19 protein-coding genes and 1 tRNA gene are annotated in these 22,934 nt (G+C 69.4%); 10 read left to right on the forward strand and 10 right to left on the reverse strand.

Annotated elements, in window-relative coordinates; all coding sequences use genetic code 11:
- Positions 1 to 87: 87 nt before the first annotated feature.
- Positions 88 to 2,535 carry a S8 family serine peptidase gene (locus tag AB0F72_RS02530; protein ID WP_360423936.1) on the reverse strand — a complete coding sequence of 816 codons (2,448 nt, stop codon included), beginning with the start codon at positions 2,533 to 2,535 and terminating at the stop codon, positions 88 to 90.
- Between the two features lie 143 nt (positions 2,536 to 2,678).
- Positions 2,679 to 4,535, reverse strand: coding sequence for an acyl-CoA dehydrogenase (locus tag AB0F72_RS02535; protein WP_360423939.1), 1,857 nt, complete (start codon positions 4,533 to 4,535; stop codon positions 2,679 to 2,681).
- 282 nt (positions 4,536 to 4,817) lie between these two features.
- Between AB0F72_RS02535 and AB0F72_RS02540 the strand changes: the two genes are divergently transcribed.
- Positions 4,818 to 4,973, forward strand: coding sequence for a hypothetical protein (locus AB0F72_RS02540; RefSeq protein WP_157434697.1), 156 nt, complete (start codon positions 4,818 to 4,820; stop codon positions 4,971 to 4,973).
- A gap of 4 nt (positions 4,974 to 4,977) precedes the next feature.
- On the opposite strand, the gene AB0F72_RS02545 is transcribed toward AB0F72_RS02540, so the two are convergent.
- Positions 4,978 to 6,105 (reverse strand): PP2C family protein-serine/threonine phosphatase, encoded by a 1,128-nt coding sequence (locus tag AB0F72_RS02545; RefSeq protein ID WP_360423943.1) that lies wholly within the window; start codon positions 6,103 to 6,105, stop codon positions 4,978 to 4,980.
- Between the two features lie 124 nt (positions 6,106 to 6,229).
- Here AB0F72_RS02545 and AB0F72_RS02550 point away from each other — a divergent pair, with 124 nt between their 5' ends.
- Positions 6,230 to 6,772, forward strand: coding sequence for a phosphoribosyltransferase (locus AB0F72_RS02550; RefSeq protein WP_360423946.1), 543 nt, complete (start codon positions 6,230 to 6,232; stop codon positions 6,770 to 6,772).
- On the opposite strand, the gene AB0F72_RS02555 is transcribed toward AB0F72_RS02550, so the two are convergent.
- The gene (locus AB0F72_RS02555) at positions 6,769 to 7,068 is read right to left on the reverse strand and encodes a YciI family protein (protein WP_360423949.1); all 300 of its coding nucleotides are present in this window, start codon (positions 7,066 to 7,068) and stop codon (positions 6,769 to 6,771) included. The genes AB0F72_RS02550 and AB0F72_RS02555 overlap by 4 nt on opposite strands.
- Before the next feature lie 98 nt (positions 7,069 to 7,166).
- Here AB0F72_RS02555 and AB0F72_RS02560 point away from each other — a divergent pair, with 98 nt between their 5' ends.
- Positions 7,167 to 7,646: a YcxB family protein gene (locus tag AB0F72_RS02560; protein ID WP_360423952.1), complete on the forward strand. Its 480-nt coding sequence runs from the start codon at positions 7,167 to 7,169 to the stop codon at positions 7,644 to 7,646.
- Positions 7,647 to 7,655: 9 nt separating this feature from the next.
- Here AB0F72_RS02560 and dcd read toward each other — a convergent pair whose 3' ends face one another.
- Positions 7,656 to 8,237 carry a dCTP deaminase gene (gene dcd, locus AB0F72_RS02565; protein ID WP_360423955.1) on the reverse strand — a complete coding sequence of 194 codons (582 nt, stop codon included), beginning with the start codon at positions 8,235 to 8,237 and terminating at the stop codon, positions 7,656 to 7,658.
- Between the two features lie 75 nt (positions 8,238 to 8,312).
- Here dcd and AB0F72_RS02570 point away from each other — a divergent pair, with 75 nt between their 5' ends.
- The 3 genes from AB0F72_RS02570 (at position 8,313) to AB0F72_RS02580 (ending at position 12,533) form a co-directional block, all read left to right on the forward strand.
- A complete protein-coding gene (locus AB0F72_RS02570; RefSeq protein WP_360423958.1) occupies positions 8,313 to 8,819 on the forward strand; it encodes a pyridoxamine 5'-phosphate oxidase family protein in 507 nt (168 codons plus the stop codon).
- A 53-nt stretch (positions 8,820 to 8,872) separates the two neighbouring features.
- Positions 8,873 to 8,943, forward strand: a tRNA-Gly gene (locus AB0F72_RS02575).
- A 794-nt stretch (positions 8,944 to 9,737) separates the two neighbouring features.
- On the forward strand, positions 9,738 to 12,533 hold the full coding sequence (locus AB0F72_RS02580) for a FlgD immunoglobulin-like domain containing protein (protein ID WP_360423961.1): 2,796 nt from the start codon (positions 9,738 to 9,740) through the stop codon (positions 12,531 to 12,533).
- A 130-nt stretch (positions 12,534 to 12,663) separates the two neighbouring features.
- On the opposite strand, the gene AB0F72_RS02585 is transcribed toward AB0F72_RS02580, so the two are convergent.
- The 5 genes from AB0F72_RS02585 to AB0F72_RS02605 all read right to left on the reverse strand — a co-directional run bounded on the left by AB0F72_RS02585 (position 12,664) and on the right by AB0F72_RS02605 (position 18,726).
- Positions 12,664 to 13,341 (reverse strand): LamG domain-containing protein, encoded by a 678-nt coding sequence (locus tag AB0F72_RS02585; protein WP_360423964.1) that lies wholly within the window; start codon positions 13,339 to 13,341, stop codon positions 12,664 to 12,666.
- 303 nt (positions 13,342 to 13,644) lie between these two features.
- Positions 13,645 to 14,703, reverse strand: a complete 1,059-nt coding sequence (locus AB0F72_RS02590; RefSeq protein WP_360423967.1) for a hemolysin family protein — start codon at positions 14,701 to 14,703, stop codon at positions 13,645 to 13,647.
- Positions 14,696 to 16,030, reverse strand: coding sequence for a hemolysin family protein (locus tag AB0F72_RS02595; protein WP_360423970.1), 1,335 nt, complete (start codon positions 16,028 to 16,030; stop codon positions 14,696 to 14,698). The genes AB0F72_RS02590 and AB0F72_RS02595 overlap by 8 nt, the downstream gene beginning before the upstream one ends.
- Positions 16,031 to 16,155: 125 nt before the next feature.
- Positions 16,156 to 18,303 carry a (Fe-S)-binding protein gene (locus AB0F72_RS02600; RefSeq protein WP_360423973.1) on the reverse strand — a complete coding sequence of 716 codons (2,148 nt, stop codon included), beginning with the start codon at positions 18,301 to 18,303 and terminating at the stop codon, positions 16,156 to 16,158.
- 159 nt (positions 18,304 to 18,462) lie between these two features.
- Entirely contained in the window at positions 18,463 to 18,726 is a 264-nt protein-coding gene (locus AB0F72_RS02605) for a cell division protein CrgA (RefSeq protein WP_360423976.1), read from the reverse strand.
- A gap of 175 nt (positions 18,727 to 18,901) precedes the next feature.
- Between AB0F72_RS02605 and AB0F72_RS02610 the strand changes: the two genes are divergently transcribed.
- From AB0F72_RS02610 to AB0F72_RS02625, 4 genes are all read left to right on the forward strand, one after another.
- The gene (locus AB0F72_RS02610; RefSeq protein ID WP_360423979.1) at positions 18,902 to 19,732 is read left to right on the forward strand and encodes a DUF881 domain-containing protein; all 831 of its coding nucleotides are present in this window, start codon (positions 18,902 to 18,904) and stop codon (positions 19,730 to 19,732) included.
- A 1,028-nt stretch (positions 19,733 to 20,760) separates the two neighbouring features.
- Positions 20,761 to 21,975, forward strand: coding sequence for a class E sortase (locus AB0F72_RS02615; protein ID WP_360423982.1), 1,215 nt, complete (start codon positions 20,761 to 20,763; stop codon positions 21,973 to 21,975).
- A 4-nt stretch (positions 21,976 to 21,979) separates the two neighbouring features.
- Positions 21,980 to 22,249, forward strand: a complete 270-nt coding sequence (locus tag AB0F72_RS02620) for a hypothetical protein (RefSeq protein ID WP_360423984.1) — start codon at positions 21,980 to 21,982, stop codon at positions 22,247 to 22,249.
- A gap of 4 nt (positions 22,250 to 22,253) precedes the next feature.
- A complete protein-coding gene (locus AB0F72_RS02625; protein ID WP_360423987.1) occupies positions 22,254 to 22,904 on the forward strand; it encodes an aminodeoxychorismate/anthranilate synthase component II in 651 nt (216 codons plus the stop codon).
- Positions 22,905 to 22,934: the final 30 nt, after the last annotated feature.

The following is a 22,934-nucleotide window of genomic DNA, read 5'->3' on the forward strand; positions in this document are numbered from 1 at the left end:
AAGAAATAACGAAACGGTACGCAACGATGGAACCCCCGTGGCCATCCATGGTCTACAAAGTACGGAGGTCGATCATATAGATCTATGTCATCGGCGCCAGGTCCGAGCCGTCGTGGTGGTGACGTTTCCGAGCTTGTCATATGCCCGGACCTGTACCTTCATCGACTTTTTCTGTTTCTTGGTGTTGACGCTGAGCACGTACCCGGAAGTCTTGTCGGTGGCGACGACCTTGCCGTTCACGATCAGCTCGACCCGGGCGACGCCGCTCGGGTCGGAGGCCTTCACGTAGACCCTGACCGCGCCCTTGACCTTGGCCTTGTTCTTCGGCGCCTTGGTGATCGACACGGACGGCGCCTTGTTGTCGGCGACCACGGTCCGGGTGTACGTGCGCGAGTTGCCCAGCTTGTCGGTCAGCTTCCAGGTCAGCTTGACGTTGCCGCTCGTCTTACCGGTGGCGACCCTCTTCGAGTAACCGGCGCCCAGGTACTTGCCGTTCGCCCACAGCTCGGCCTTGGCCACTCCGGAGGCGTCCTTAACACCGCTCAGCGACGTCGTGAACGTGCCACGGACACGGGCGTTCGCCGCGGGAAGAACCGTCGCAGTGGGGCCGGCGTTGTCGGCGATCAGCGTCCGGGTTGGCAACGTCCGCGACTGGTCGAACTTGTCGGTGACCCGCCAGACCAGGTTGACGTTCCCGTTCGTCGTGCCGGTGTTGACCCGAAGGCTGGTGCCGGCGCCGATGTACTTCCCGTTCGCCCAGAGCTGGGCCTTCACCACGCCACTGTCATCCACAACGCCGCTGAGGGTACTGGTGAACGTGCCGCGGACGCGCTTGCCCGAGGCCGGAGTGACGACCCCGCCCTCCGGCGCCTCGTTGTCGGCTGTGACGTCTCGGGTGATCACGGTCTGGTTGCCGGCCTTGTCATGGATGAGAACCTCGATGCGGGTCCAGCCCATCGCCTTCGAAAGGTCAACCGTGCCCGTCCACCGGTTCGTGCCGGGGAGCCGGGTCATCCGCTCCTCGTCGGTGCCCCAGATGTAGTTCACGTCCGTCGCCGGCGACGTGATCACCACCGGGACCTTGCCGTGCACGACACTGTGCATGGACGGAGTGACGAAGGTTCCGGCCGGCGCCACGGCGTCCACCTGAATGGTCGTGGTCTTCTCGGCCTTGTTGCCCGCGTAGTCGTAGGCGCGGACGGTCACCGCCATCGAACCGGTGTATCCCACCGGCGGGCGCAGCCAGTACCAGAAGTTCGGGTGCGTGACCGTGGCCAGCACCTTCCCACCGACGACGTATTCGACCCGGTCGACGCCATGATCGTCGGTGACGCTCGGGGTGGCCTGCGCCCCGTCGAGGCCGGCCAGCCGGTTCTCGGTGAATCCGGTCGCCGTGAGTACCGGCGCAACCGTGTCGGTGCCACCGGATTCGTAGACGGCCCGCGCCGCGTTCACGACCGGCGGGTCGTACGCCTCCTGACCCCTCCGCAGCTCGGCCGTGCGCTTGATCCGATTCCGCACCTCGTCGGCGGTCGCGGACGGCTTCATGGCGAGGATCAGCGCGGCGATACCGGAGACCGTGCCTGTCGCCGCCGATGAGCCGGTGGCCAATACGCGCACCCCGTCCCGGCCGAAGACCACGGCCCCGTTGGCGAACGCCGAGACGTCGACCCACCGGTCCACCGCGTTCTGGCCGACGATCGCGTAGCGGCCGACGGACAGCACCGGCTCGTAGTCGGCCGGGTACCGGTGCGCGGAGGACTCCACATTGCCCGCCGACGCGACGAGCAGCGCGCCTTTACCAGCGGCGTGCGCGACGGCGTCCCGCAGGAGCGAGCTGTCCGAGGATGTGCTGAGGGACAGGTTGATGATCTGTGCGCCGTGATCGGCCGCATAGACGATTCCGGCCGCGATGTCCGCGGTGGTTCCTTCGGCGTCCTGGGCGCCGCGGTCCTGCAACACTCGCACCGGCATGACCCGGCACTTGTCGCAGACACCCTTGCCGCCGGTGCCGTTGTCCACGTCCGCAGCGATGACCTGGGCGACCACGGTGCCGTGTCCGCTGCCGTCGGACGCATCGGGGTCACGGTCGACGAAGTCGTAACCCGGCACCAGCCTGTCCTCACCCAGGTCCAGGGTCGGGCTGACTCCGGTGTCGACGACCGCGATCGTGATTTCCGGGCTCCCGGTGGTCCAGGTTCGCGCCTGCGCGATCTCCATGGAATCGACCGTGGTGGCGGCGTCCGCCTGAGCGCGTCCGCCGCGCTCGGCGTATCGCACACCCGGCGTCCGGGAAAGCGTGGTGAGAGCGGCCGTCACTCGGTCCGCCGGCAGGTCGAGAGTGAACGCGTCGAGCCCGTCGACCCGCCGGGGCTCCGATGTGTCATCGCCGAGCACGGCCACGACCGTGTCCGGGTTCGTGCCGGCGGTCAGGCCGACGTCGATACGAACCGGACCGGTGTCCGCGGCGAGCGCGGGAGCGGCCAGCCCCACGCTCAGTAGAGCCGCGACAAGACAGGAAGAGACGACCCGCACGAACAGCCCCCGGAGCCAAGATCATGAATCTTGGGGCGATGGTACGGCACCGTGTCATCGGGACGCCAGCGGCAAAAACGTAGGCCGGCGGACATCGTTGTCCGCCGGCCTACGTTTTTCAGGAGAGTGGGAAAAGCTTCAGATCAGAACGCGTCCTCGGGCAGGTCCATGACGTCGAGGTTCGTGTTCTCGATGATCCGGCGGTCGGCGCCGATGCGCGGCAGGATCTCGCGGACGAAGAAGCGGGCCGCCGCCACCTTGCCGGTGTAGAACGCCTTGTCCGCCTCCGACACCTCGCCGTTCAGCGCGTTCAGCGCCACCTCGGCCTGGCGCAGCAGCAGCCAGGCGAGCACGACGTCGCCGAGGGCGAGCAGGATCCGGCGCGAGCTCAGGCCGATCTTGTAGAGCTCCCGGGCCTGGCCGCCCTGGACCTCCTGCAGCCAGCCCAGCGTGGTGCCGAGGATCTGCTGCATCTCGCCGAGCGCCTTGCCGAGCGCCAGCCGCTCCTCCTTGAGCTGGCCGTTGCCGGCCTCACTCTCGACGAAGCCCTGGATCTCCGCGGCGACCGTGCCGAGCGCCCGGCCGTTGTCCTTGACGATCTTGCGGAAGATCAGGTCGAGGCTCTGGATCGCGGTGGTGCCCTCGTACAGGGTGTCGATCTTCGCGTCCCGCACGTACTGCTCGAGCGGGTAGTCCTGCAGGAAGCCGGAGCCGCCGAAGGTCTGCAGCGACTCGGCGCCGAGCAGCTCGTACGCCCGCTCCGAGCCGACGCCCTTGACCAGCGGCAGCAGGAAGTCGTTGATCTTGCTGGCGATCTTGGCGGTCTTCTCGTCACCGGCGGCCTGCGCGATGGCGATCTTGTCCTGCCAGGTCGCGGTGTAGATGACCAGGGCACGCAGACCCTCGGCGTACGACTTCTGCATCAGCAGCGAGCGGCGTACGTCCGGGTGATGAGTGATGGTGACGCGCGGCGCGGCCTTGTCGCCGTTCTGCACCAGGTCGGCGCCCTGCACGCGGTTCTTCGCGTACTCCAGCGCGTTGAGGTAACCCGTCGACAGGGTGGCGATCGCCTTCGTGCCGACCATCATCCGGGCGTTCTCGATGATCATGAACATCTGCCGGATGCCCTGATGCACCTCGCCGAGCAGCCAGCCCTTGGCCGGGGTGCCGTGCTCGCCGAAGGTCATTTCACACGTGTTGGAGACCTTGATCCCCATCTTGTGCTCGACGTTCGTGGCGTAGACGCCGTTGCGCTCGCCGAGTTCGCCGGTCGCCGGATCGAAGTGGTACTTCGGCACGATGAAGAGCGAGAGACCCTTGGTGCCGGGCCCGCCGACGCCTTCGACGCCCACCGGGCGAGCCAGCACGTAGTGGATGATGTTGTCCGTCAGGTCGTGCTCGCCCGAGGTGATGAAGCGCTTGACGCCCTCGATGTGCCACGAGCCGTCCGGCTGCGGGATGGCGCGGGTGCGGCCGGCGCCCACGTCGGAGCCGGCATCCGGCTCGGTGAGGACCATCGTCGAGCCCCACTGCTTCTCGACGAAGAGCTTGGCCCATTCCTTCTGCTCCTCGGTGCCCTCGACATAGGCCACGTGGGCGAAGGAGGGACCGGACGAGTACATCCAGATCGGGGCGTTCGCACCGAGGATCTGCTCGGCGACGGCCCACACGAGGCTGCGCGGCGCAGGAGTGCCGCCGAGGGCGGACGGCAGGTCGAGCCGCCAGAACTCGGACGCCATGAAGGTCTCGTAGGACTTCTTGAACGACTCCGGCAGCGGCGCGGTGTGCGTCGCCGGGTCGAAGACCGGTGGATTGCGGTCCGCGTCGGCGTAGCTGGCGGCGAGATCTTCGCGGGCCAGCCGGTCGACCTCCGCGAGCACGTCGCGTGCGCTCTCCAGATCGAACTCGTCGAACGGCGCCTGGCCGAGCGACTTCTCCGCTCCGAAGACCTCGAAGAGATTGAACTGGAGGTCCCGAAGGTTGCTCTTGTAGTGCGTCATCGTGCTTGGCCCCGCTCTCCCGGACGCGAGTTACCCGTCAGTAACCCCACTGTATTACCCATCGGTAGCAACCGACAAGCCGGGCAGGGTTTCCGGTCGAACCCACCGGGTAGGGGGCCTTGTCCGTCGGTTCGTGGTTCAAACCCCACCGATCAGGTGGCTTACCCGACAGCCGTTCGGCCATTTGCGGACTTCGACCCGGGTACCACGTATCGCGGTTCGAACAGGCTCGTTTCACCGGATAGACAGCGAAGAACGTTTCGCCGAACCCAGGGGGACGCCATGTTCGCCACGATCAAGAGCCTGATCCCGGAGCCGCGCCAGGCCAACCAGCCCCGCAATTACGTCGGACGGCACCGCCAGCCCGAGACCGTCCCACCCACGCCCGCGCCCACGTCGCCGGCTGCTCCAGCCGAGCCGGAGGAGAGCGCGGCCTGACCGCTCAGCTTCCGGCCGCCCCGACTTCCCAACTGGGCACGGAGACGGCAGCGTCGCCGTCCGAGCCCACATATTCCAGCAGCACCAGGGCGATGTCGTCCTCGAGCCGGCCGTAGACCCAGTCGACCAGCGCGGTCTCGAGCGATGCCAGGCCGTCGCCGACCGTGCCGTGCCCGAGCAGCCGCCACGCCCGGTCCGCGGTCGGGAAGAACTCGCCGTCGCGCCGGGCCTCACCGAGCCCGTCCGTGAAGAGCAGCAGCCGGTCACCGGGCTCCAGCCGCTCCACTCGCGCCTTCACCTCGGGCACGAAGCCGAGCGGCGGAGCCGGCGCGGGCGGTTCGAGCGGGATCACCTGGCCCCGCCGCAGCAGCAGCGGCGCGGGATGTCCACAGTTGACGATGGTCAGCGTGCCGCCGCGTTCCTCCACGAGGGCGGCGGTCACGAAGTCCTCGTCGCCCACGCTGCGGGCCACCGCACGGTCCAGGTCCGCCACGATCGACTTGAGATCGGCCCGCTCGTACGCGACATGCCGGTACGACCCCAGCACGATGCTCGCCAGGCGAACCGCGTCCAGCCCCTTGCCGCGCACGTCACCGATGATGATCCGAACCCCGTACGGCGTGTTCAGCGCCTCGTAGAGGTCCCCGCCGATATCCGCCGCAGCGGTCGCCGAGATGTACCGACCGGCGACCGAGAGCGCTCCCACCTGCGGCCCGATCGGGCGCAGCACCGCTTGTTGCGCGACGGCGGCGAGCCGCAGCAACCCGGTGATCCGGTCCGCCTGGCGTTGCCGGATCGTCGCGCCGGCCGCCGCGACGCCGGTCGCCAGCATGATGCCCATCAAGCTGACCAGGCCGGCCATGCCGGGCGCGCCGGCCATGCCCACGTAGATCCCGCCGACCGCCGTGGCGGCCACCCCGGCGCCGAGAACCACCTGCCACACCGCGAAGACTCCGGCGAGGAACGGCACGGCCACCAGCAGGCCGACGAACTCAGCGGTCCGGCCGTCGGCGAGCTCCACGGCGGACACCACAGCGAGCAGCACGAGGGCCGCGCCGAGGCCGGCGCGGTTCCCGGGGCTCATCGGGCGTCGGCCCGGCAGCAAAGTAGGCATGGTTCCGCCGAACAGCATGCCCGATGGACGTGATGTCAGGCATCATCTTGACCCCTAGGCTGAGGTGGTTCTGTCCACCCGTCAGTGCCGGAGTCATTCGGTCGGTCCAGGCTGAACCGGTCCACGGTGACAGGATGTCGGCGTGACCACCGATCTGCGTGATCTTCTGCGTTCCGAGTTCCGCTGGACCAACCCCGGCCCGAACAGCGAATACCTCGTCAGTGACCGCTCCGGCTGGTGGCGCGAGCCGAGGATTCTGGACGGTCTGGGTCCCGCGCTTGCTGATCTTTTCCGGTCAGAGCGTCCGACGGTTGTGGTCTCACCGGAGGTCACCGGTTTTCTTCTGGGTCCACTGGTGGCACTGTCGCTCGGCGTCGGGTTCGTGGAGGCGTACCGGGCCGGGGCGCGCCGGCCGATCGCCGAGCCGATGATCTGGGCCGAGGTGCCGGCCGACCATCGTGGCGACGTGCAGCATCTGGGCGTACGGGAACGCCTGCTCGCGCCGGACGATCGCGTGCTCGTCGTCGACGACTGGGCGTCGACCGGTGCGCAGGCGCGCGGCCTGCGCACCCTGGCCGGCAACCGGTACGTCGGCACTGCGGTGATCTACGACGAGTGCCCGCCGGCGGTCACCGCCGACCTGAACATCCGGAGCTTGCTGTCCGGGTCGGATCTGGACCCTTAGGGCCGGACCCGCTGGTACCCGGCGAGCGCGCCACGGGTCGGGTGCCAGCCGGTGGCGGTGTACTCGGCGAGGCCGCGCTGCACGTACGGGTCCTGGGCGATCAGCTCGTGCGCCTCGGCCTCGGTGTCCACGTCCAGCAGGATGATGCCGCCCACCGCCGGCTCCTGGCGGCCGGCGGTCACCGAGAGACCGCGCTCCTCCAGGCCGGCGAGAAAGGTCAGGTGATCCTCGCGGGCGGCGTCCACCTCGGCGAGCGGCTTCAGGTACTTCGAAATCATCAGATACACGCTGCTCATGGTAGATCCGTGCGGAGGGCGTCCATCCGCCGATCGGAGCGACCCCGGCACCGTCCGTATGGTGACGATTTGCCCCGGACAAAAGCTACCTTTGACCTGTGCAGATCCAGTTGACCGCAGCTCCCGACCCGGCCCTGATCGCGGCCGCGGTCCGGCGCGGCCTGCGCCGGCCGGTGCTGCTGGCCCGCTGCGCCGGCTGGGCCGGGCTCCTCACCGCGGCGTTCCTCCTGCTGACCACCGGTGACCTCAACCCGGTGCTGCTGGCGGCCGGCGCCCTGCTCGCGGTCGGCGTCCCGCTGATCCTGCTCAACAGCAACGCCCGCCGGCAGATGCGCGCCGGGCATGTGACCACCTACGAGATCAGCGACGGCGGGGTCGCCAGCGCCGACGAGGAGAGCCGTCACTCGTACGCATGGCCGGCCATCCGATCGGTGGACGAGTTACCCGGCCAGCTGCTGTTCGGCATGGCCGACGCCCGGTTCCTGCCGGTTCCCACCACCGGGCTGACCACCGCCCAGGTCGACCAGATCCTGAGCCTCGCCTCGGACCGCGGGCTGCACGTGCACCGGCGGGTCTGAGAGGCGGCCTCAGCCGCCGGTCGGCCAGGTGCGGAAGTTCAGCGCCGACCGGCTCGCGGTCGGGCCACGCTGCCCCTGGTAGCGGGAGCCGTAGACGGAGGACCCGTACGGGTGATCGGCCGGGCTCGACAGCCGGAAGATGCACAGCTGGCCGATCTTCATACCTGGCCAGAGCTTGATCGGCAGGTTCGCCACATTGGAAAGTTCCAGCGTGACGTGCCCGGAGAAGCCCGGGTCGATGAACCCGGCCGTCGAGTGGGTCAGCAGACCGAGCCGGCCCAGGCTGCTCTTGCCCTCCAGCCGTGCCGCTAGCTGGTGACCGAGACTGATCACCTCAAGGGTGGACGCCAGCACGAACTCACCCGGATGCAACACGAACGGCTGACCGTCGGCGACCTCGACCTCGGCGGTCAACTCGTCCTGCTGCTCGGCCGGGTCGATGTGCGTGTACAGATGGTTGTTGAACACCCGGAAGAACCGGTCCAGCCGCACGTCGATGCTGGATGGCTGCATGAGCGCGGGCTCGAACGGCTCCAGCGAGAGGTCGCCCGATTTGATCTCGAGGACCAGGTCACGGTCGGAGAGCAGCATCGCAACACCATACCGACCTGCCCGTATCGGCGTGTTCGGTGGATGTCTCGTACATATGTTCGATAGAATGCCGGCATGGCTTCCTGGTCCGATTTCGCCGCCGCCGAGCCGATGCTCGCGGCCGGCATCCGTGCGCTCCTGCAGCAGTACGGCCCCGGCATGGGTTACCTCGCGACCGTCCGCCCCGACGGCGGTCCGCGAGTCCACCCGGTCTCACCGGTCTTCACCGACGAGGGGCTCTACTGCTTCATAGTCGACTCACCCAAACGCCGCGACCTGGAGCGCGACGGGCGATACGCGCTGCACTCCTACCCGCCCGAGGACAACGACGACGAGGCCGCCCTCACCGGCCGGGCCATCCCGGTCAGCGACCCGCTCACGATCGCCCACCTGGCCGGCGCCCTGCACGCCTCACCCGACGTCGACTGGCGCCTCTTCGAGCTCACCGTCGAGACCGCCATGCTCCGCCACCACGGCCCGGCCGGTGCGCTCCCCCTCGCCGCCACGCCGTTCGCCCCCGCCTTCGCCCAGACCTGGCAGGCGCCCCGCAAGTTACGCCGCACCCTGGCCGTCGCGAGCTGACAGCGGGGCGGTTCCGCCACGGACTTGGATAATCAGGTACAGTGGGGCCGCTTGCGGGTGTAGTTCAATGGCAGAACATCAGCTTCCCAAGCTGACAGTGCGGGTTCGATTCCCGTCACCCGCTCGTCGGAGGAGGCCTGTGTCCGCGGAAAGCGCGGACTGGGCCTCCTCGCCATTTTGCCCGGGGGCCGAGCCCCCGGACCCCGCGGTGCGTTTTTCTTGCGCTTGGTGAGGGCCACGCCTCAACCTCACCCCGCGGTGCGTTTCTCTTGCGCTTGCTGCGCTTGGTGCGCTTGGTGCGGGGTGCTTCGTTCTTTTGTACGGAATTGGCTGTCTCTCGGTGTTTTGGGCTGTTGCCTGTCGTCCGGGGTCCTGGTCGCGCTGTGGGGCATGGCATCGCTGAGGCCGTGGGTTTGGCTGTTGATCAATCGGGCTCTGTTTGCTGTTAGAGTGCGCGGGCGCGCGCTTGGGCAGCGCCGTTTCACTCTTCGGGAGGATCGGTTGGGCTCAGCCGGCCGTCGTCGTTCTGCGTTTTCTTCTCTTACTTTTGCTGCTGCGCTCGGCCTCGTCGCGGGGCTGGGCGCGGTTCCGTCTCTGCCAGTGGGGTCATCCGCCGCCGCCGCTACGGCTGTTGCCGTGGCGGGGGAGCTGGTTATTCCGGCCGCTGCTCGGGCTGTGCCGCGCGCGGTTCGGATTCTCAATGCCGGCGAGACCGGCTTCCTCTGGGTTCAAGAGGGGGATGACCGGCTGCTCTGGACCGCGTATTCGAGTGGTGTGACGAGCGCTCTGGAGGAGCGCCTGACTGAGCCCCTTCGGTATGACATCGATGAGGGCCGGTTCACCAATCGGTGGTCGGCTACCGGGTACGGGAACGGCTCCGATGTGGTGGCTGTTCAGTCGCGGGTGGACCCGCAGCGAGTGAGCCTGCTCCGTCAGGCTGCTCCAGCCGGCGAGATCACGCTGCCTGCGGGGCAGGTGTACCGGGGCACTTTCGGCGAGACAGTTGTCAGCCGGTTCGGGGCGGAGGGCTCGCCGCCGTCGTACCACCTGTGGCGGCTCGCCGGCGGGCAGGTCGTCGAGACGGTGGTCAGTGGGATTCCGGCGGATGCCGACCGGGTCGACGTTGCGGACGGTGACGCGCGGTCGCTGATCCTGCGGTACACGTCTCCGGAGGACTCTGGCGGCTGGCAGCGGTGGGGCATTGTCGACCTGTCCAGTGGGGTGTTCACCCGGCTACCGGACCGGCTCGACGGCGCCGAGGGCTGGGAGGTCAGCGGATTCCAGCTGGCCGGCGACTCGGTGCTGCGGCTACGCATGGGACGCTCCAAGCTCGACGTCTACGACCGGGCCGACCTGAGCGCCGCGCCCCGGGAGGTCGAAGCCGGGGCGTTCGGCTCCGAGAGCCGATTCGGAGTCGTCGGCTCGACGGTTCTCGCCGTCGATCCGGTCAACGGCGGCGACAACCAACGACGCGGGAGGCCGCTCTTCGCGCTCACCGAACCGGGGCTCACCGAGATCATGAGTCCGGCAGCCGACCAGATCGTCCCGGCGCCGGACGGGTCGGTGCTGGTGGCCGGCGCCGCGAAGTACGTCGAGCAGGGTGACCTGGACTGGGGCATCTACCGGATCCGCGAGGCCGAGGACGGCACGATCGTCCGCACCCGGCTGACGGCGGTGGAACCGGCCCCGGCCGAGGTCCAGGGTCTGGCGCTCGGCAGCGGCATCCTCACCACGGCCACGAACAGCGCGATCTACGAGCCGAGCGCTGTCGTAGGTGTCTTCCGCAGCTCTTGGATCTCCAACGGGGCCACGCCGTCAGTTGTCCGGTCCACTCGGGACAGTGTGATCACGTCGGCCTACGACGAGGCCACCTGCCACACCGGCAAGGACCGCTGCCTCCGGATGTTCGCCGACGGCGCCGGTTTCCACGGCCCCGCAAACGGCGACTTCAAGCAGCAGACGTCGATGTTCGCCAACGGCAGCGCCGATGTGCGGCATACCGTCGGCACCGGCAGCGGCCGGCCGGAGCTGCTCGACGTGTCCGGCCGATACGGGATCGTGGAGAACGGCGCGCAGTACATCACCGACTTCCGCACCCGGACCGTACTCAGCAAGCGCGCGCAGACCGGCGCCGCCGTGTCCGGATCCACGCTGTGGAGCAGCAACAACACGGCCGGTACGGTGCAGGCCACCCGGCTGCCCGACGGCGCCGTCCTGGAGAGCTTCACGACGCCGGACGGCTGCCTGCCCGGTCGCCTCCAGGCCACCGGCCGGTGGGTCTACTGGGTCTGCGAGGACGACCGGGGCGGCCCGCTGACGGCCGGCGTCTACGACCGGGTCACCAAGCGCAGCACCGGCGCTCCGACCGGTGAGGTGCTGCTCGGCGACGGATATCTGGTGGAAGAGGTCGAGGGCGTCGGGCTGCGGCTCGTCGACCTGCGGGCCGGCATGTCCCGCCGGGTGCTGGTACCGGCCGCCGAGCTCGGCGCGTGGGCAACGGGGTACACCCAGTTCCGCGGCATGCGGGACAGCTGGACCGTGGACCGGTTCGGCGGCGGCGTGGCCTACGCCGACGACCAGCAGCGCGTGCACATCGTGCCGACCGGCATCCCAGCCTCGAACCTCGGCGTCATCGACTCGGCGGTCAGCGCCGCCGCCGCGAACTGGACCGGGACCTGGTGGCTGTCGAAGCCGGCCGCCTCCTGGCAGGTCACCATCCGGAACACTGCCGGGACGACCCTTCGCACGATCACCGGATCGAGCGCGCACGGCCTGATCCAGGCAGCCTGGGACGGCAAGGACACGGCCGGCCGGGCGGTCGCCGACGGCGCGTTCACCTGGACGCTCACCGCCACCCCGGCCGACCGGCAGGGTCCGGCGCTCACCGTCGGCAACGTGCTGATCGGAACCACGGCGCCGGCCGTCACCGGCACCGTGGCGGTCGGCTCGACGGTCAAGGCGAGCACGGGGAACTGGTCGCCGGCGCCCACCTCCTACGCCTACCAGTGGGCGGCCGACGGAGCGGCGATCAGCGGGGCCACCGGTTCGACGTACCCCATCCCCGCCTCCATGCTGGGGAAGCGCCTCACCGTGACCGTCACCGCCAAGCGTGCCGGGCACCTGTCCGGTGTCGCGAAGTCAGCGGCCTCGGCCGCGGTCCGGGCGGGAGCTGCGCCGAAGGCCTCGAAGGCGCCGGCGATCAGCGGCACCCTGTCGGTCGGCTCCACGGTCCGGGCCACGACCGGCACCTGGTCGCCGGCGCCGAACTCCTACGCTTACCAGTGGGCGGCGAACGGAGTCGCGATCAAGGGCGCGACCGGCTCGGCGTACCCGATCCCCGCCTCGATGCTGGGGAAGCGCCTCACCGTGACCGTCACCGCGAAGCGCACCGGACACGCGGCCGGCGTGGCCAAGTCCGTCTCCTCGGTGACGGTCGCCAAGGGCGCGGCGCCGAAGGCGACGAAGAAACCCAAGATCACCGGGACCGCCAAGGTTGGCAAGAAGGTCAAGGTCTCGGTCGGCGCCTGGTCACCGAAGGCGACCTCCTACCGGTACGAGTGGCGGCTGAACGGAAAGCTGATCAAGGGAGCGACCGCTTCGAGCCTCAGGCTGAAGTCCTCGATGCGCGGCAAGAAGCTCACCGTCACGGTGATCGCCCGCCGCCCCGGCCACACCGACGGCCGAGCGACGAGCACCGCGGTGAAGACCCGCTGACCCACGCACGAAAGCCCTGGCTGGTTCTCCACCGGTCAGGGCTTTTCGTCTCTTACGGGCGGGAGCGCAACGCAACGTGCCGCGGGGAGGTCTGGCGACAACGGCCAGACCTCCCCGGACGGACTCAGGGTCAGGCGGTGATGCTGACGAAGACGTTGTCGATCGCGCCGGCGAACTGGTCGTTGCCGGGGGCCGCGCCCTTGCCGCCGACCCGGAGCGGCTCGGCGTTGGCGATGGTGAGCAGCGGGGGGATCGCGACCCACGCTCGCAGGATGCCGTCCACGATCATGAGCAGGCGGTTGGGGGTGCGGCGGCATTCCAGGGCGTGCCAGGTGCCGTCGGCCACGTCCAGCAGCGGCTCGGCGCGGTAGATCCGGGCGGACTGGCCGGCGATCACGCAGCTGGGGCGGCCCTGCCGGTGGTCGACCTGCAGTTTGAACTGGCTGATCCCGCCGACCGAGTACCCCTTCTGCAGCACGTTGGCGCCGTCGGCCAGGTCGGCGTGGGTCATCAGCACCGACGCGCCGTACCGCACCGGGCGCCGGCCGGGGTTCAGCGTGTCGTCGCGGAACCCTTCGAGGATGGCCCGGGGACAGTCGCGCTCGCGCGGGAGCGTGCACCGCTCCGGATAGTCAACGGCAAGACCACGACCTTGGGGTACGAGTCGGAGCGTGCCCCCGTTCTGCCCGAGCGGCCGCAGCACGTGCCGTCCGTTGCGGTCCGCGATCGGACGGCGGACTCCGTCGTCGAAGCCGTACGCCACGGTCAGCGGGCCGGGAGCGACACCGACCCGGCCGGGGTCGGCCACCGGTCTGGCCGGGCCGGGAACAGTCTGAATGGTGGCGAGAACACCTCCTGAGAGTGATCTCCCTGCGATGTTCTTGTCGGCTTGCGCCGGAAGGTGTGTGATCAACAAGAGCGTGCAGGCGAGAGCGAGTCCGGCTGACAGGGCGCCGACCGGGACGACACGCCGTCTTTTGTAATGCATGGGGCTATTGTCCGGATTAGCCCGCGCGCTGCCTACTGAAACTCCGAGCGCGCGCGATTGCACCCGTAAGCGTTCAACCGATCTACCGACGACCCAGCCGGGAAACAGCCGGAAATCCCCCGATCAGCGGGCCTTCGCGGCCGTACCCGTCACGACCGCCGCACTCGCGGCGCCGGCCGGCTCGCCGACCACCGCGTGCAGCACGTCGTCCAGGGTGATCACGCCGAGCGGCCGCCGCCCGTCGCTCACCAGGACGATGTGCAACCGGTCCCGCCGCATGGTCAGCAGCAGGTCGGCGAGGCTACGCTCCGGCGCGACCACCGCCAGCGGCCGGATCACCTCCGCCGGGACGGGCAGCCGGCGCTGCGTGGCCGTGTACCCCAGAACGTCCTTGACGTGCACGAATCCGAGCACCCGCCGGGTGTCGCGCTGGACCACCGGGAACCGCGAACGGCCGCTGCGGGTCGCCACCGCTTCCAGGGTGGCCGGTGAGACGTCGGCCGCCACCGTCGTCACCCGCGACCACGGCAGCAGCGTGTCGGCGGCGGTGCGGTTGTTGAGGCCGAGCGCGGCGTGGATCCGGGCGTACTGTTCCGAGCCGAGCAGGCCCTCGCTGCGCGCCTGGGTGACCATGCCGGCCAGTTCCTCGGCGGTGAAGACCGTCTTGACCGCGTCCGTCGTCTCGATCTTCCAGAGCTTCAGGATCAGCTTGGACGCCCAGCGCATCGCGTTGAGCAGTGGCTTCGTGGCGGTGCAGAACGCCAGCATGAACGGGCCCAGGACGAGCGCCGAGCGTTCCGGACCGGCCAGGGTGATGTTCTTCGGCACCATCTCGCCGATCACCGTGTGCAGGAACGTGACGATCACCAGGGCGACGACGAACGAGACCGGGTGCACCGCGTTGTCCGGCAGTCCGGCCGACGCGAACGGGCCCTCCAGCAGATGCGCGATGGTCGGCTCGGCCAGCGCGCCCAGCACCAGCGTGCAGATGGTGATGCCGAGCTGCGCGCCGGCGATCATCAGCGGGATCTGGCTCATCGCGGAGAGCGCCCAGCGGGCCGCCTTGGACGTCTCGGCGAGCGGTTCCAGGGCGGTGCGCCGGGAAGCGATGAGCGCGAACTCGCCGCCCACGAAGAGGCCGTTGCCGATCAGCAGGACCGCGACGAACAGCAGCTCAGTCATCGGACGGCTCCGGCGGCGCGACGACGCGCACCTGCTCGATACGGTGCCGGTCGACCTCCATCACGGTGAACTCCCACCCGTCCTCCTCCAGCGACTCGCCGACCACCGGGATGTGTCCGAGGCGGGCCAGGAGGAAGCCGGCCAGAGTCTCGTACGGCCCCTCGGGCAGGCGGAATCGGGTCTGCTCCAGCACCTCGTCCTCGCGGAGCAGCCCGTCGACGAGGAAGGACTTCTCGCCGCCGGGGGCGGTCAGCTCCTGGCTGCCGGTCTCGTCGAGGTCGGTGTCGTACTCGTCGGCGATCTCACCGACCAGCTCCTCGATCAGATCCTCGACCGTCACGACGCCGTCGGTGCCGCCGTACTCGTCCACCACGATCGCCAGGTCCGCGTCGGCGGCGCGCAGGGCCTCCAGGACCTTGTCCAGGCCGAGGCTCTCCGGCACGTAGACCGGCTCCTTCGCGAGCGCGGAGACCTTGATCGCGGCGCGGCGCTCGGGCGGGACGCCGATCGCCTCGTTCACGCCGACCACTCCGGTGACCACGTCGAGCGTGTCCTCGTACACCGGAAATCGGGTGTGCCCGGTCTGCCGGGCCACCGTGATCAGGTCGGCGATGCTGGCCGTTGTCTTCAGGCCGACCACGTCGACGCGCGGAGTCATCGCCTTGGCCGCGCGTTTCTCGCCGAACCGGATGGTCCGGCGCAGCAGCGTCGCGGTCTCGTCGGGCAGCGCGCCGGCCCGGGCGCTGATCGCGGCGAGCAGGCCAAGCTCCTCCGGGGAGCGGGCGCTCGCCAGTTCCTCCTGCGGTTCGATGCCGAGGCGGCGGACCAGCCAGTTCGCGGTCCCGTTGAGCGCGGCGATCAGCCATTTGAAGAGCGCGGAGAAGCCGTGCAGCGGCCCGGAGGTGAGCAGTGCGAGCCGCATCGGGCGGGCCAGCGCCGCGTTCTTCGGCACCAGCTCGCCGAAGAGCATCGAGAAGAGGGTGGCCACGACGAGCGCGCAGACGTGCGTCACGGTGCCGGTCGCCGACCCGGCCAGCGGCTCCACGATCGGGGTGAAGAGCTCGGAGAGCGCCGGCTCGGCCAGGTAACCGGTGAGCAGCGCGGTCAGCGTGATCCCGAGCTGGGCGCCGGAGAGCTGGAAGGAGAGCCCGTGCAGGGCGTTCCGAACCCTGCGCGCACGGCGGTCCCCGGCCGCGGCACGCTGCTCGATCTCCGCCCGGTCGACCGTGACCAGCCCGAACTCGGCGGCCACGAAGAACGCGTTGCCACCCGTCAGCAGCAGGAAAGCCACCAGCGGGAGCACCGCGCTCAGGAACAGGCCGTCCATGATCGCTTCACCTCGGCCATCATTCTGCCGGATCCGGGCCATCCGGGACCAACCGTGGCCGTGACAAGGACCACGGAAAACGGCCGCCCACTGTCGCGGGCGGCCGTTTCACGGAAATCGACGCGTCAGGCGTCCTGCTTGAGCGAGCGCAGCAGGACCGTGGCGACGTCGACGACCTCGACCTCTTCCTGCTTGCCCTTGCCGGTCACCCCGTCGCCGATCATCGTGTAGCAGAACGGGCAGCCCACCGCGATCGTCTTGGCGCCGGTCGCGAGAGCCTCCTCGGTGCGCTCCACGTTGATCCGCTTGCCGATCCGCTCCTCCATCCACATCCGGGCGCCACCGGCGCCGCAGCAGAAGGACCGCTCGGAGTTGCGCGGCATCTCGATCAGGTTGCCGGTCTCGCCGAGCACCTCACGGGGCGCGTCGAAGACCCGGTTGTGGCGGCCGAGGTAGCACGGGTCGTGGTAGGTGACGTCGCCCTCGATCGGCTGGACCGGCGTGAGCTTGCCTTCCTTGACCAGGTGCGCGAGCAGCTGGGTGTGGTGCACCACCTCGACCTTGAGGCCGAGCTGCTCGTACTCGTTGCCCAGCGTGTTGAAGCAGTGCGGGCAGGTCGCCACGATCTTCTTGGTGGTGTTCTCGCCGAGCGCCTCGGTCAGCGTCTCGACGTTCTGCTGGGCGAGCATCTGGAAGATGAACTCGTTGCCGATCCGGCGAGCCGGATCACCGGAGCAGGTCTCCCCCTCGCCGAGGATGGCGTACTTGACGCCGGCCTCGTTGAGCAGCGTCGCGACCGCGCGGGTGGTCTTCTTGGCCCGGTCCTCGAACGCGCCGGCGCAGCCGACCCAGAACAGGTAGTCGAAGTCCTCGACCTCGCCGACCCTCGGCACCTCGAAGTCCAGACCCTTGGTCCAGTCCTCGCGGGTGTTCTGCGGGGCGCCCCACGGATTGCCCTTGTTCTCCAGGTTGCGCAGCATGACGCCGGCCTCGCTGGGGAAGCTGGACTCGATCAGCACCTGGTACCGGCGCATGTCGACGATGTGGTCGATGTGCTCGATGTCGACCGGGCACTGCTCGACGCAGGCGCCGCAGGTGGTGCACGACCAGAGCACGTCCGGGTCGATCACACCCTGGTCCTCGGCGGTGCCGATCAGCGGCCGGTTGCCCTCGGCCAGAGCCAGGACGTCCATGTGCGCGAGCTGCGCCTCGGTCGCCTTCTCCTCACCCATCAGGTCCTTGCCGCCGCCGGCCAGAAGATAAGGCGCTTTCGCGTACGCGTGATCGCGCAGGCTGAGAACCAGGAGCTTCGGGGAGAGGGGCTTGGCCGTGTTCCACGCCGGGCACTGCGACTGGCAGCGGCCGCACTCGGTGCACGTGGAGAAGTCGAGCAGACCCTTCCAGGTGAACTGCTCGACCTGGTTGACGCCGAACAGGTCCTTCTCCGGGTCGGCCTCCTCGAAGTCGAGCGGCTTGCCCTCGCTCATCATCGGCTTCAGCGCGCCGAGACCGGAACCGGCCGGCTTCTCCGGGCTGCGCTTGAAGTAGATGTTGAAGAACGCCAGGAAACGGTGCCAGGCCACACCCATCGTCGGGTTGAGCGAGATGGTGATCAGCCAGGTCATCGAGATGCAGATCTTGATGAGCGCCATCCAGGTGGCGCCGTCCTCCCAGGCCGGGAGGACCGAGCCCACGGCGTGGCTGACCGGGGTGGCCCACAACGGGTACTCGAAGTGGTCGGTGGCGACCTTGAAGCCGCGGATCAGGAAGCCGAAGATCAGCACCCCGACGATGACGGCCTCGACGAAGTACGCCTGCCACATGGTCGAGCCGAGGAACCGGCTGCGCTTCTTCGCCCCCGGCTTCTCGCGCTGGCGCACGAAGATCAGGTAGAGGATGCCGATCGTGCCGAGGATCCCGAACCACTCGGTGACCAGACCGAAGATCGTCCAGTGCCCGATGATCGGCAGGCCCATCTCCGGCGCCGCCACCTCGAAGTACGCCTCGAGGACCAGCAGCGACAGGATGACGAACGAGAACATCACGAACCAGTGGGCGGCGCCGATCGCGCTCCACTTCAGCATTCTGGTGTGACCGACGGTCTCGGTCAGCATCGTCTTGGTGCGCGTCTTCGGATCGGCGAACCGCTCCGGAGCCGGCTGGCCCTGGCGGATCACGGCCGTGATCGTCATGACGGCGCGCACGGCGAGGTAGACGGCCACCACGGTGATGGCCCCCGCCAGGACGGTGGCGACTATCTGTGGAACGCCCATCTCGTTTGTGCCTCCTTGGTCGGCGGAGCCGTCCGCCTATGTTACCCACGAGTAATAGACGGGCGCACACCAGTCCGTCAAGGTAAAGCGCACCCCACGTCGACCGGGGGTGCGCTCACTTTGGCTGTTTTTCACGTATCCGCAGGAAGCGGACGGTGATCAGCGCCAGCGAGAAAGGAGTCCCAGCGAACCCACCATGCAGCCGAAGCCGACGGCGAGGTTCCAGTAACGCCAGCTCTCGACCGGCCACTGCTGCGACGAGAGGTAGTAGACGACCAGCCAGGCGATGCCGATGACGATCAGGGCCACCGCGGTGACCGGAATCCACGCGGGGCTTGGCTTCTTGGACGCCGCAGCCGCCGCCGGCCGGATGTCCGTCGGCGGGGTGTAGACCTTCTTCTTGCGAACCTGAGACTTCGGCACGGTGCTCTCCTGAAGGGCAACAAGTGGTGAACAACCCACCGCTGAGCGGCTCCGGAAGTCCCGAATGCTGCCCGTGGCGAATACTGTTCGACAGCTAGCGTAGTCAAGGCGACGCACAGACAGGCACCCGCCGGGCGAGGAAAATACCCGGCGGCCGGTTCTGAGGGGGTCTGGGGTGGTGTTTCGGACGGGCGGCGGCGTCGAAGACGGCACCGGCGGGCCCTCCTGGAGGCTCGTGCTGCGGCGTGCCGTGCGCGGCCTCCGGCCACGGCGCGGCGCGAAAAAATCGATCTGGTCCGCCGGGGTCCCGCTCATCGCACTGGCTGCGGGCCTGCTCTTCACCACCTCGGCGACAACCGCGGACGGTACGGCACTGCGGGACGACCGCAGGCCGCAACTGACCCAGCTGATCGCCGAGAAACGGGATCGCCTGGCCGCCAGCGAGCAACGGGCCGCCGCCCTCCTCGCCGAGGTCGACGAGGAGACCGCCCGGCTCGCCGAGGTCGACCAGCCCGTGAAGATCGCCAGCGAGAACGCGGACGCGATCCGCCAGCCGGCCGGCTTCACGGAGCTACGCGGACCGGGCCTGACCGTCACGCTCGACGACTCGCCGCGGCGCGGTTCGGACTTCGCCGAGAACGCGCCCGACAACGACGATCTGGTGGTCCACCAGGGTGACGTCCAGGCCGTCGTGAACGCTCTCTGGGCAGGTGGCGCGGAGGCTATGACGATCATGGATGTCCGCGTCATCTCCACGAGCGCGGTACGCTGTGTCGGCAATACGCTGCTCCTTCACGGCCAGGTCTTCTCGCCACCGTTCAAGATCACGGCGATTGGCGAACCCACAGCCATGGATCGTGCGTTGGACTCGGCAGAAGGAGTCAGGCAGTTCCGCGAGGCCGTCGCCGACTTCGGGCTCGGTTACACGGAAAAGGTGGAGAAGAACGTGACAGTGCGGGCGTACGACGGATCGACCGACCTCCGATCGGCGCAGGCTGCCCGGTGATGGTTCCCCCTGATTACCCGGAGACCCCGTCCGGCAAGGGCCGTCACCGCGCCCCTGACAACGAGGGCCAGACGGCCTACATCCCACGCCTGACCGACGCCTCGGACGACGGCGTGCCCGGCGGCCCGCTGGCGCCTCCGGTGGGCCTCGGAGCCAATGTCGGAGCCCGCCCGGCTTCACCAGCGCGCCCGGCCCCGGCCGGCGGTCCAGCGCCTTCCGGTGGTCTGGCCCCGTCCAGTGGGCTGGCACCCTCCGGCGGGCTTGCCCCTTCCGGTGGCCTGGCGCCCTCCGGCGGCCTGCCGCCCTCCGGTGGCCTTGGTGGCAGTGCGGGCGCCCCCGCTCCGGCTGATCTTCCGACTCCGGACGAGGTGAGCGCCGCTGCGGCGGCCGCACGGCGGCGCGCGGCCATCCCGGTGCGCCCGGAGCCGGATCCGGCACCCACCGACCCGATCCGCCCGCCGGCGGCGCTCTCCGAGCCGCCAGGCATCCCGATCCACCCGGCGGCGGCATTCTCCGAGCCGTCCACCATCCCGCGATCCGCCTCTCCCGGCGCGGAGCAGCCCTCTTGGGTGCCGCGGACCGATCCGGGCGACACGGCTCGGATCAGCACGGGTGCGGCCCCTGCCCAGCCGCTGCTTCCCGAAGGCCGCGGGGAGTCCACCACGGCGTGGGCCCCGATGCCGCAGTCGCCTGTCTCCGGTTCCACCCGGCGCGGCGGCCGGCGGAGGCGTGCAGAATCGGACAGCCCGGTCGAGGGAGCAAGCGGCTGGACCGCGACTCCGGCACCGCAGTCCCCGGTTCCGCCCCTCCCTGCGGCCCACGCTCCGACACCACCCCGGCCCGCAGCGGGTCACGCCGCAGGGGCGCCGATCTCGGCAGTGGCTCACGCCGCGGCACCGCAGTTCCCCAGCGCCCAGGGTCCCGCGCCCCAGCCGCCGACGTCGCCGATTCCGCTCACCCACGGACCCGCGCCGCTAAGTCCAGCCACCCACGGCCCGACGCCGCTGAGCCCAGCCACCCGCGGCCCGGTGCAACCCGGTTCGCTGCCGCCCGCCGCGGCGCCGCTGAGCCCAGCCACCCACGGCGCGCTGCCGCCCGGCGCGACGCCGCACGGTCCGGCGAGCCGGATTGCCGGGGCTGCTGACGCGACCACGACGTTCGGTGCCGTGGACCGGGACGAACCGCCCGCCTGGGCTGCGAACGGCGCTGTCGGCCCGACCCTTGACCCGAGCCCGACCACCGTCATCCCGATCATCGACGCGCCCACCGGCATGCTGCCCACGCTGCCTCCGGGCGCCCCGGTGCCCGGCAAGCTGACCGTTCTCCCGCCGGGCGCGGCGGCGCAAGCCGCCCGCGAGGCGGCCGGGCCCGACGTGACGCTCGGCGCGGCCTCGGTCAGCGCCACCCCGGCCGTCCGGCCCGCCGGCCCGGACGACGCCGAGTCGCCGGCCGACGACGAGGACTCCAAGCCGAAGCGCGGTGAGCGGGTGGTCAAGCTCCGGCCCGAGCAGACCGACGAGGGCTACAAGAGCGTCTACTCCGAGCTGACCCGGCCCACCGTCGGCTCGCGGATCCGGACCGGCATCCGCACCTCCGGCGAAGTTATGATCACTTTCGGTCTGATCGTGCTGCTCTTCGCCGGTTACCAAGTCTTCGGCAACTCGGCCAAGGTGCAGTCCGAGCAGGACAACCTGGCCCAGGAGCTCGACCAGGCCTGGGCCGATCCGACTGTCGCGCCGACCGCCGACGCCCCGCAGGGCCCGGCCGCGCCGGGTGACAGCCTCGTCGGACGCCTCTACATCCCGAAGTTCGACAAGGAGTGGGTGGTCGTCGACGGCGTCCAGCCGGACGACATCAAGTACGCGCCGGGCCACTACCCGGAGACCGCGATGCCGGGCGAGATCGGCAACTTCTCGGTCGCCGGCCACCGGATCAAGAAGATCTTCTGGCGGCTCGACGAGCTGGAGACCGGTGACGTGATCGGTGTCGAGACCCGCGACAGCTGGTACGTCTACAAGGTCTACGACCTCCAAATCGTGAAGCCCACCCAGGTCGAGGTCGTCGCCGCGGTCCCCGGCAAGCCGAAGGCGAAGCCGTCCAAGGCCCTGCTGACGCTCACCACCTGCAACCCGAAGTTCAACAACTACGAGCGGCTCATCGTGCACGCCGAGCTGGCCAGCAAGGTTCCCCGTGACCAGGCCCAGCCGGACGCCGGAATGCCGGCCGAGATGAAGGCAAGCTGAGGAGATGTACGCCTGGATCTGGCGCAAGCTCCCGGGTGCCGTCTGGAGCAAGCTGGCCCTCTCGCTGGCACTCGTCGCGGCGACCGGTGCGCTGCTCTGGTACGTGATCTTCCCGTGGGCGACGCCGCTGCTGCCCTTCGACGACGTGCAGGTCGAGTCCGGCACGCAGGTCGACTCGGAGACGGTCATCCCCGGCGAGGAGGGCGCCCCCGACGAGCTGCCCTACAGCACCGAGTCCAACGAACCCCACCCCAGCGAACGCCCCAGCAGGTGATGAGTTGCGCATCCTGGTCATCGACAACTACGACTCGTTCGTCTTCAACCTGGTCCAGTACCTCGGTCAGCTCGGGGCGGAGTGCGAGGTGCGGCGCAACGACGAGATCTCGATCGCCGAGGTCGGCGAGTCCGGCGCCGCCGGCCTGCTGCTCTCGCCCGGTCCCGGGTCGCCCGAACGCGCCGGAATCATGATGGACGTGATCAAGGCGTACGCCGGAAAGATCCCGATGTTCGGGGTTTGCCTTGGTCACCAGGCGATCGGTGCGGCTTTCGGCGCCACGGTGACCCGTGCGCCCGAACTGCTGCACGGCAAGACCTCCGAGGTGCACCACGCCGGGACGGGCGTGCTCGCCGGGCTGCCTGATCCGTTCACCGCGACCCGGTACCACTCCCTCGCCGTCCTGCCGGAGACGCTTCCGGCGGAGATCGAGGTGACCGGGCGTACCCAATCGGGTGTGGTCATGGCGATGCGGCACCGCGAGCTCCCGATCGAGGGCGTGCAGTTCCACCCGGAGTCGGTGCTCACCGAGGGCGGCCACACGATGCTCGCGAACTGGCTGGCCTCCTGCGGCCTGGAATCCGCCCTGGAGAAGGCCCCGGCGCTGGCTGCCGAGGTGGAGACCCGCCGCCGCTCCGCGTTCGCCACCGCCTGACCGCCGCACACAGAAACCTGACCGCCGCAC

It is taken from the genome of Actinoplanes sp. NPDC023936, assembly GCF_040639325.1.
Classification (GTDB): Bacteria; Actinomycetota; Actinomycetes; order Mycobacteriales; family Micromonosporaceae; genus Actinoplanes.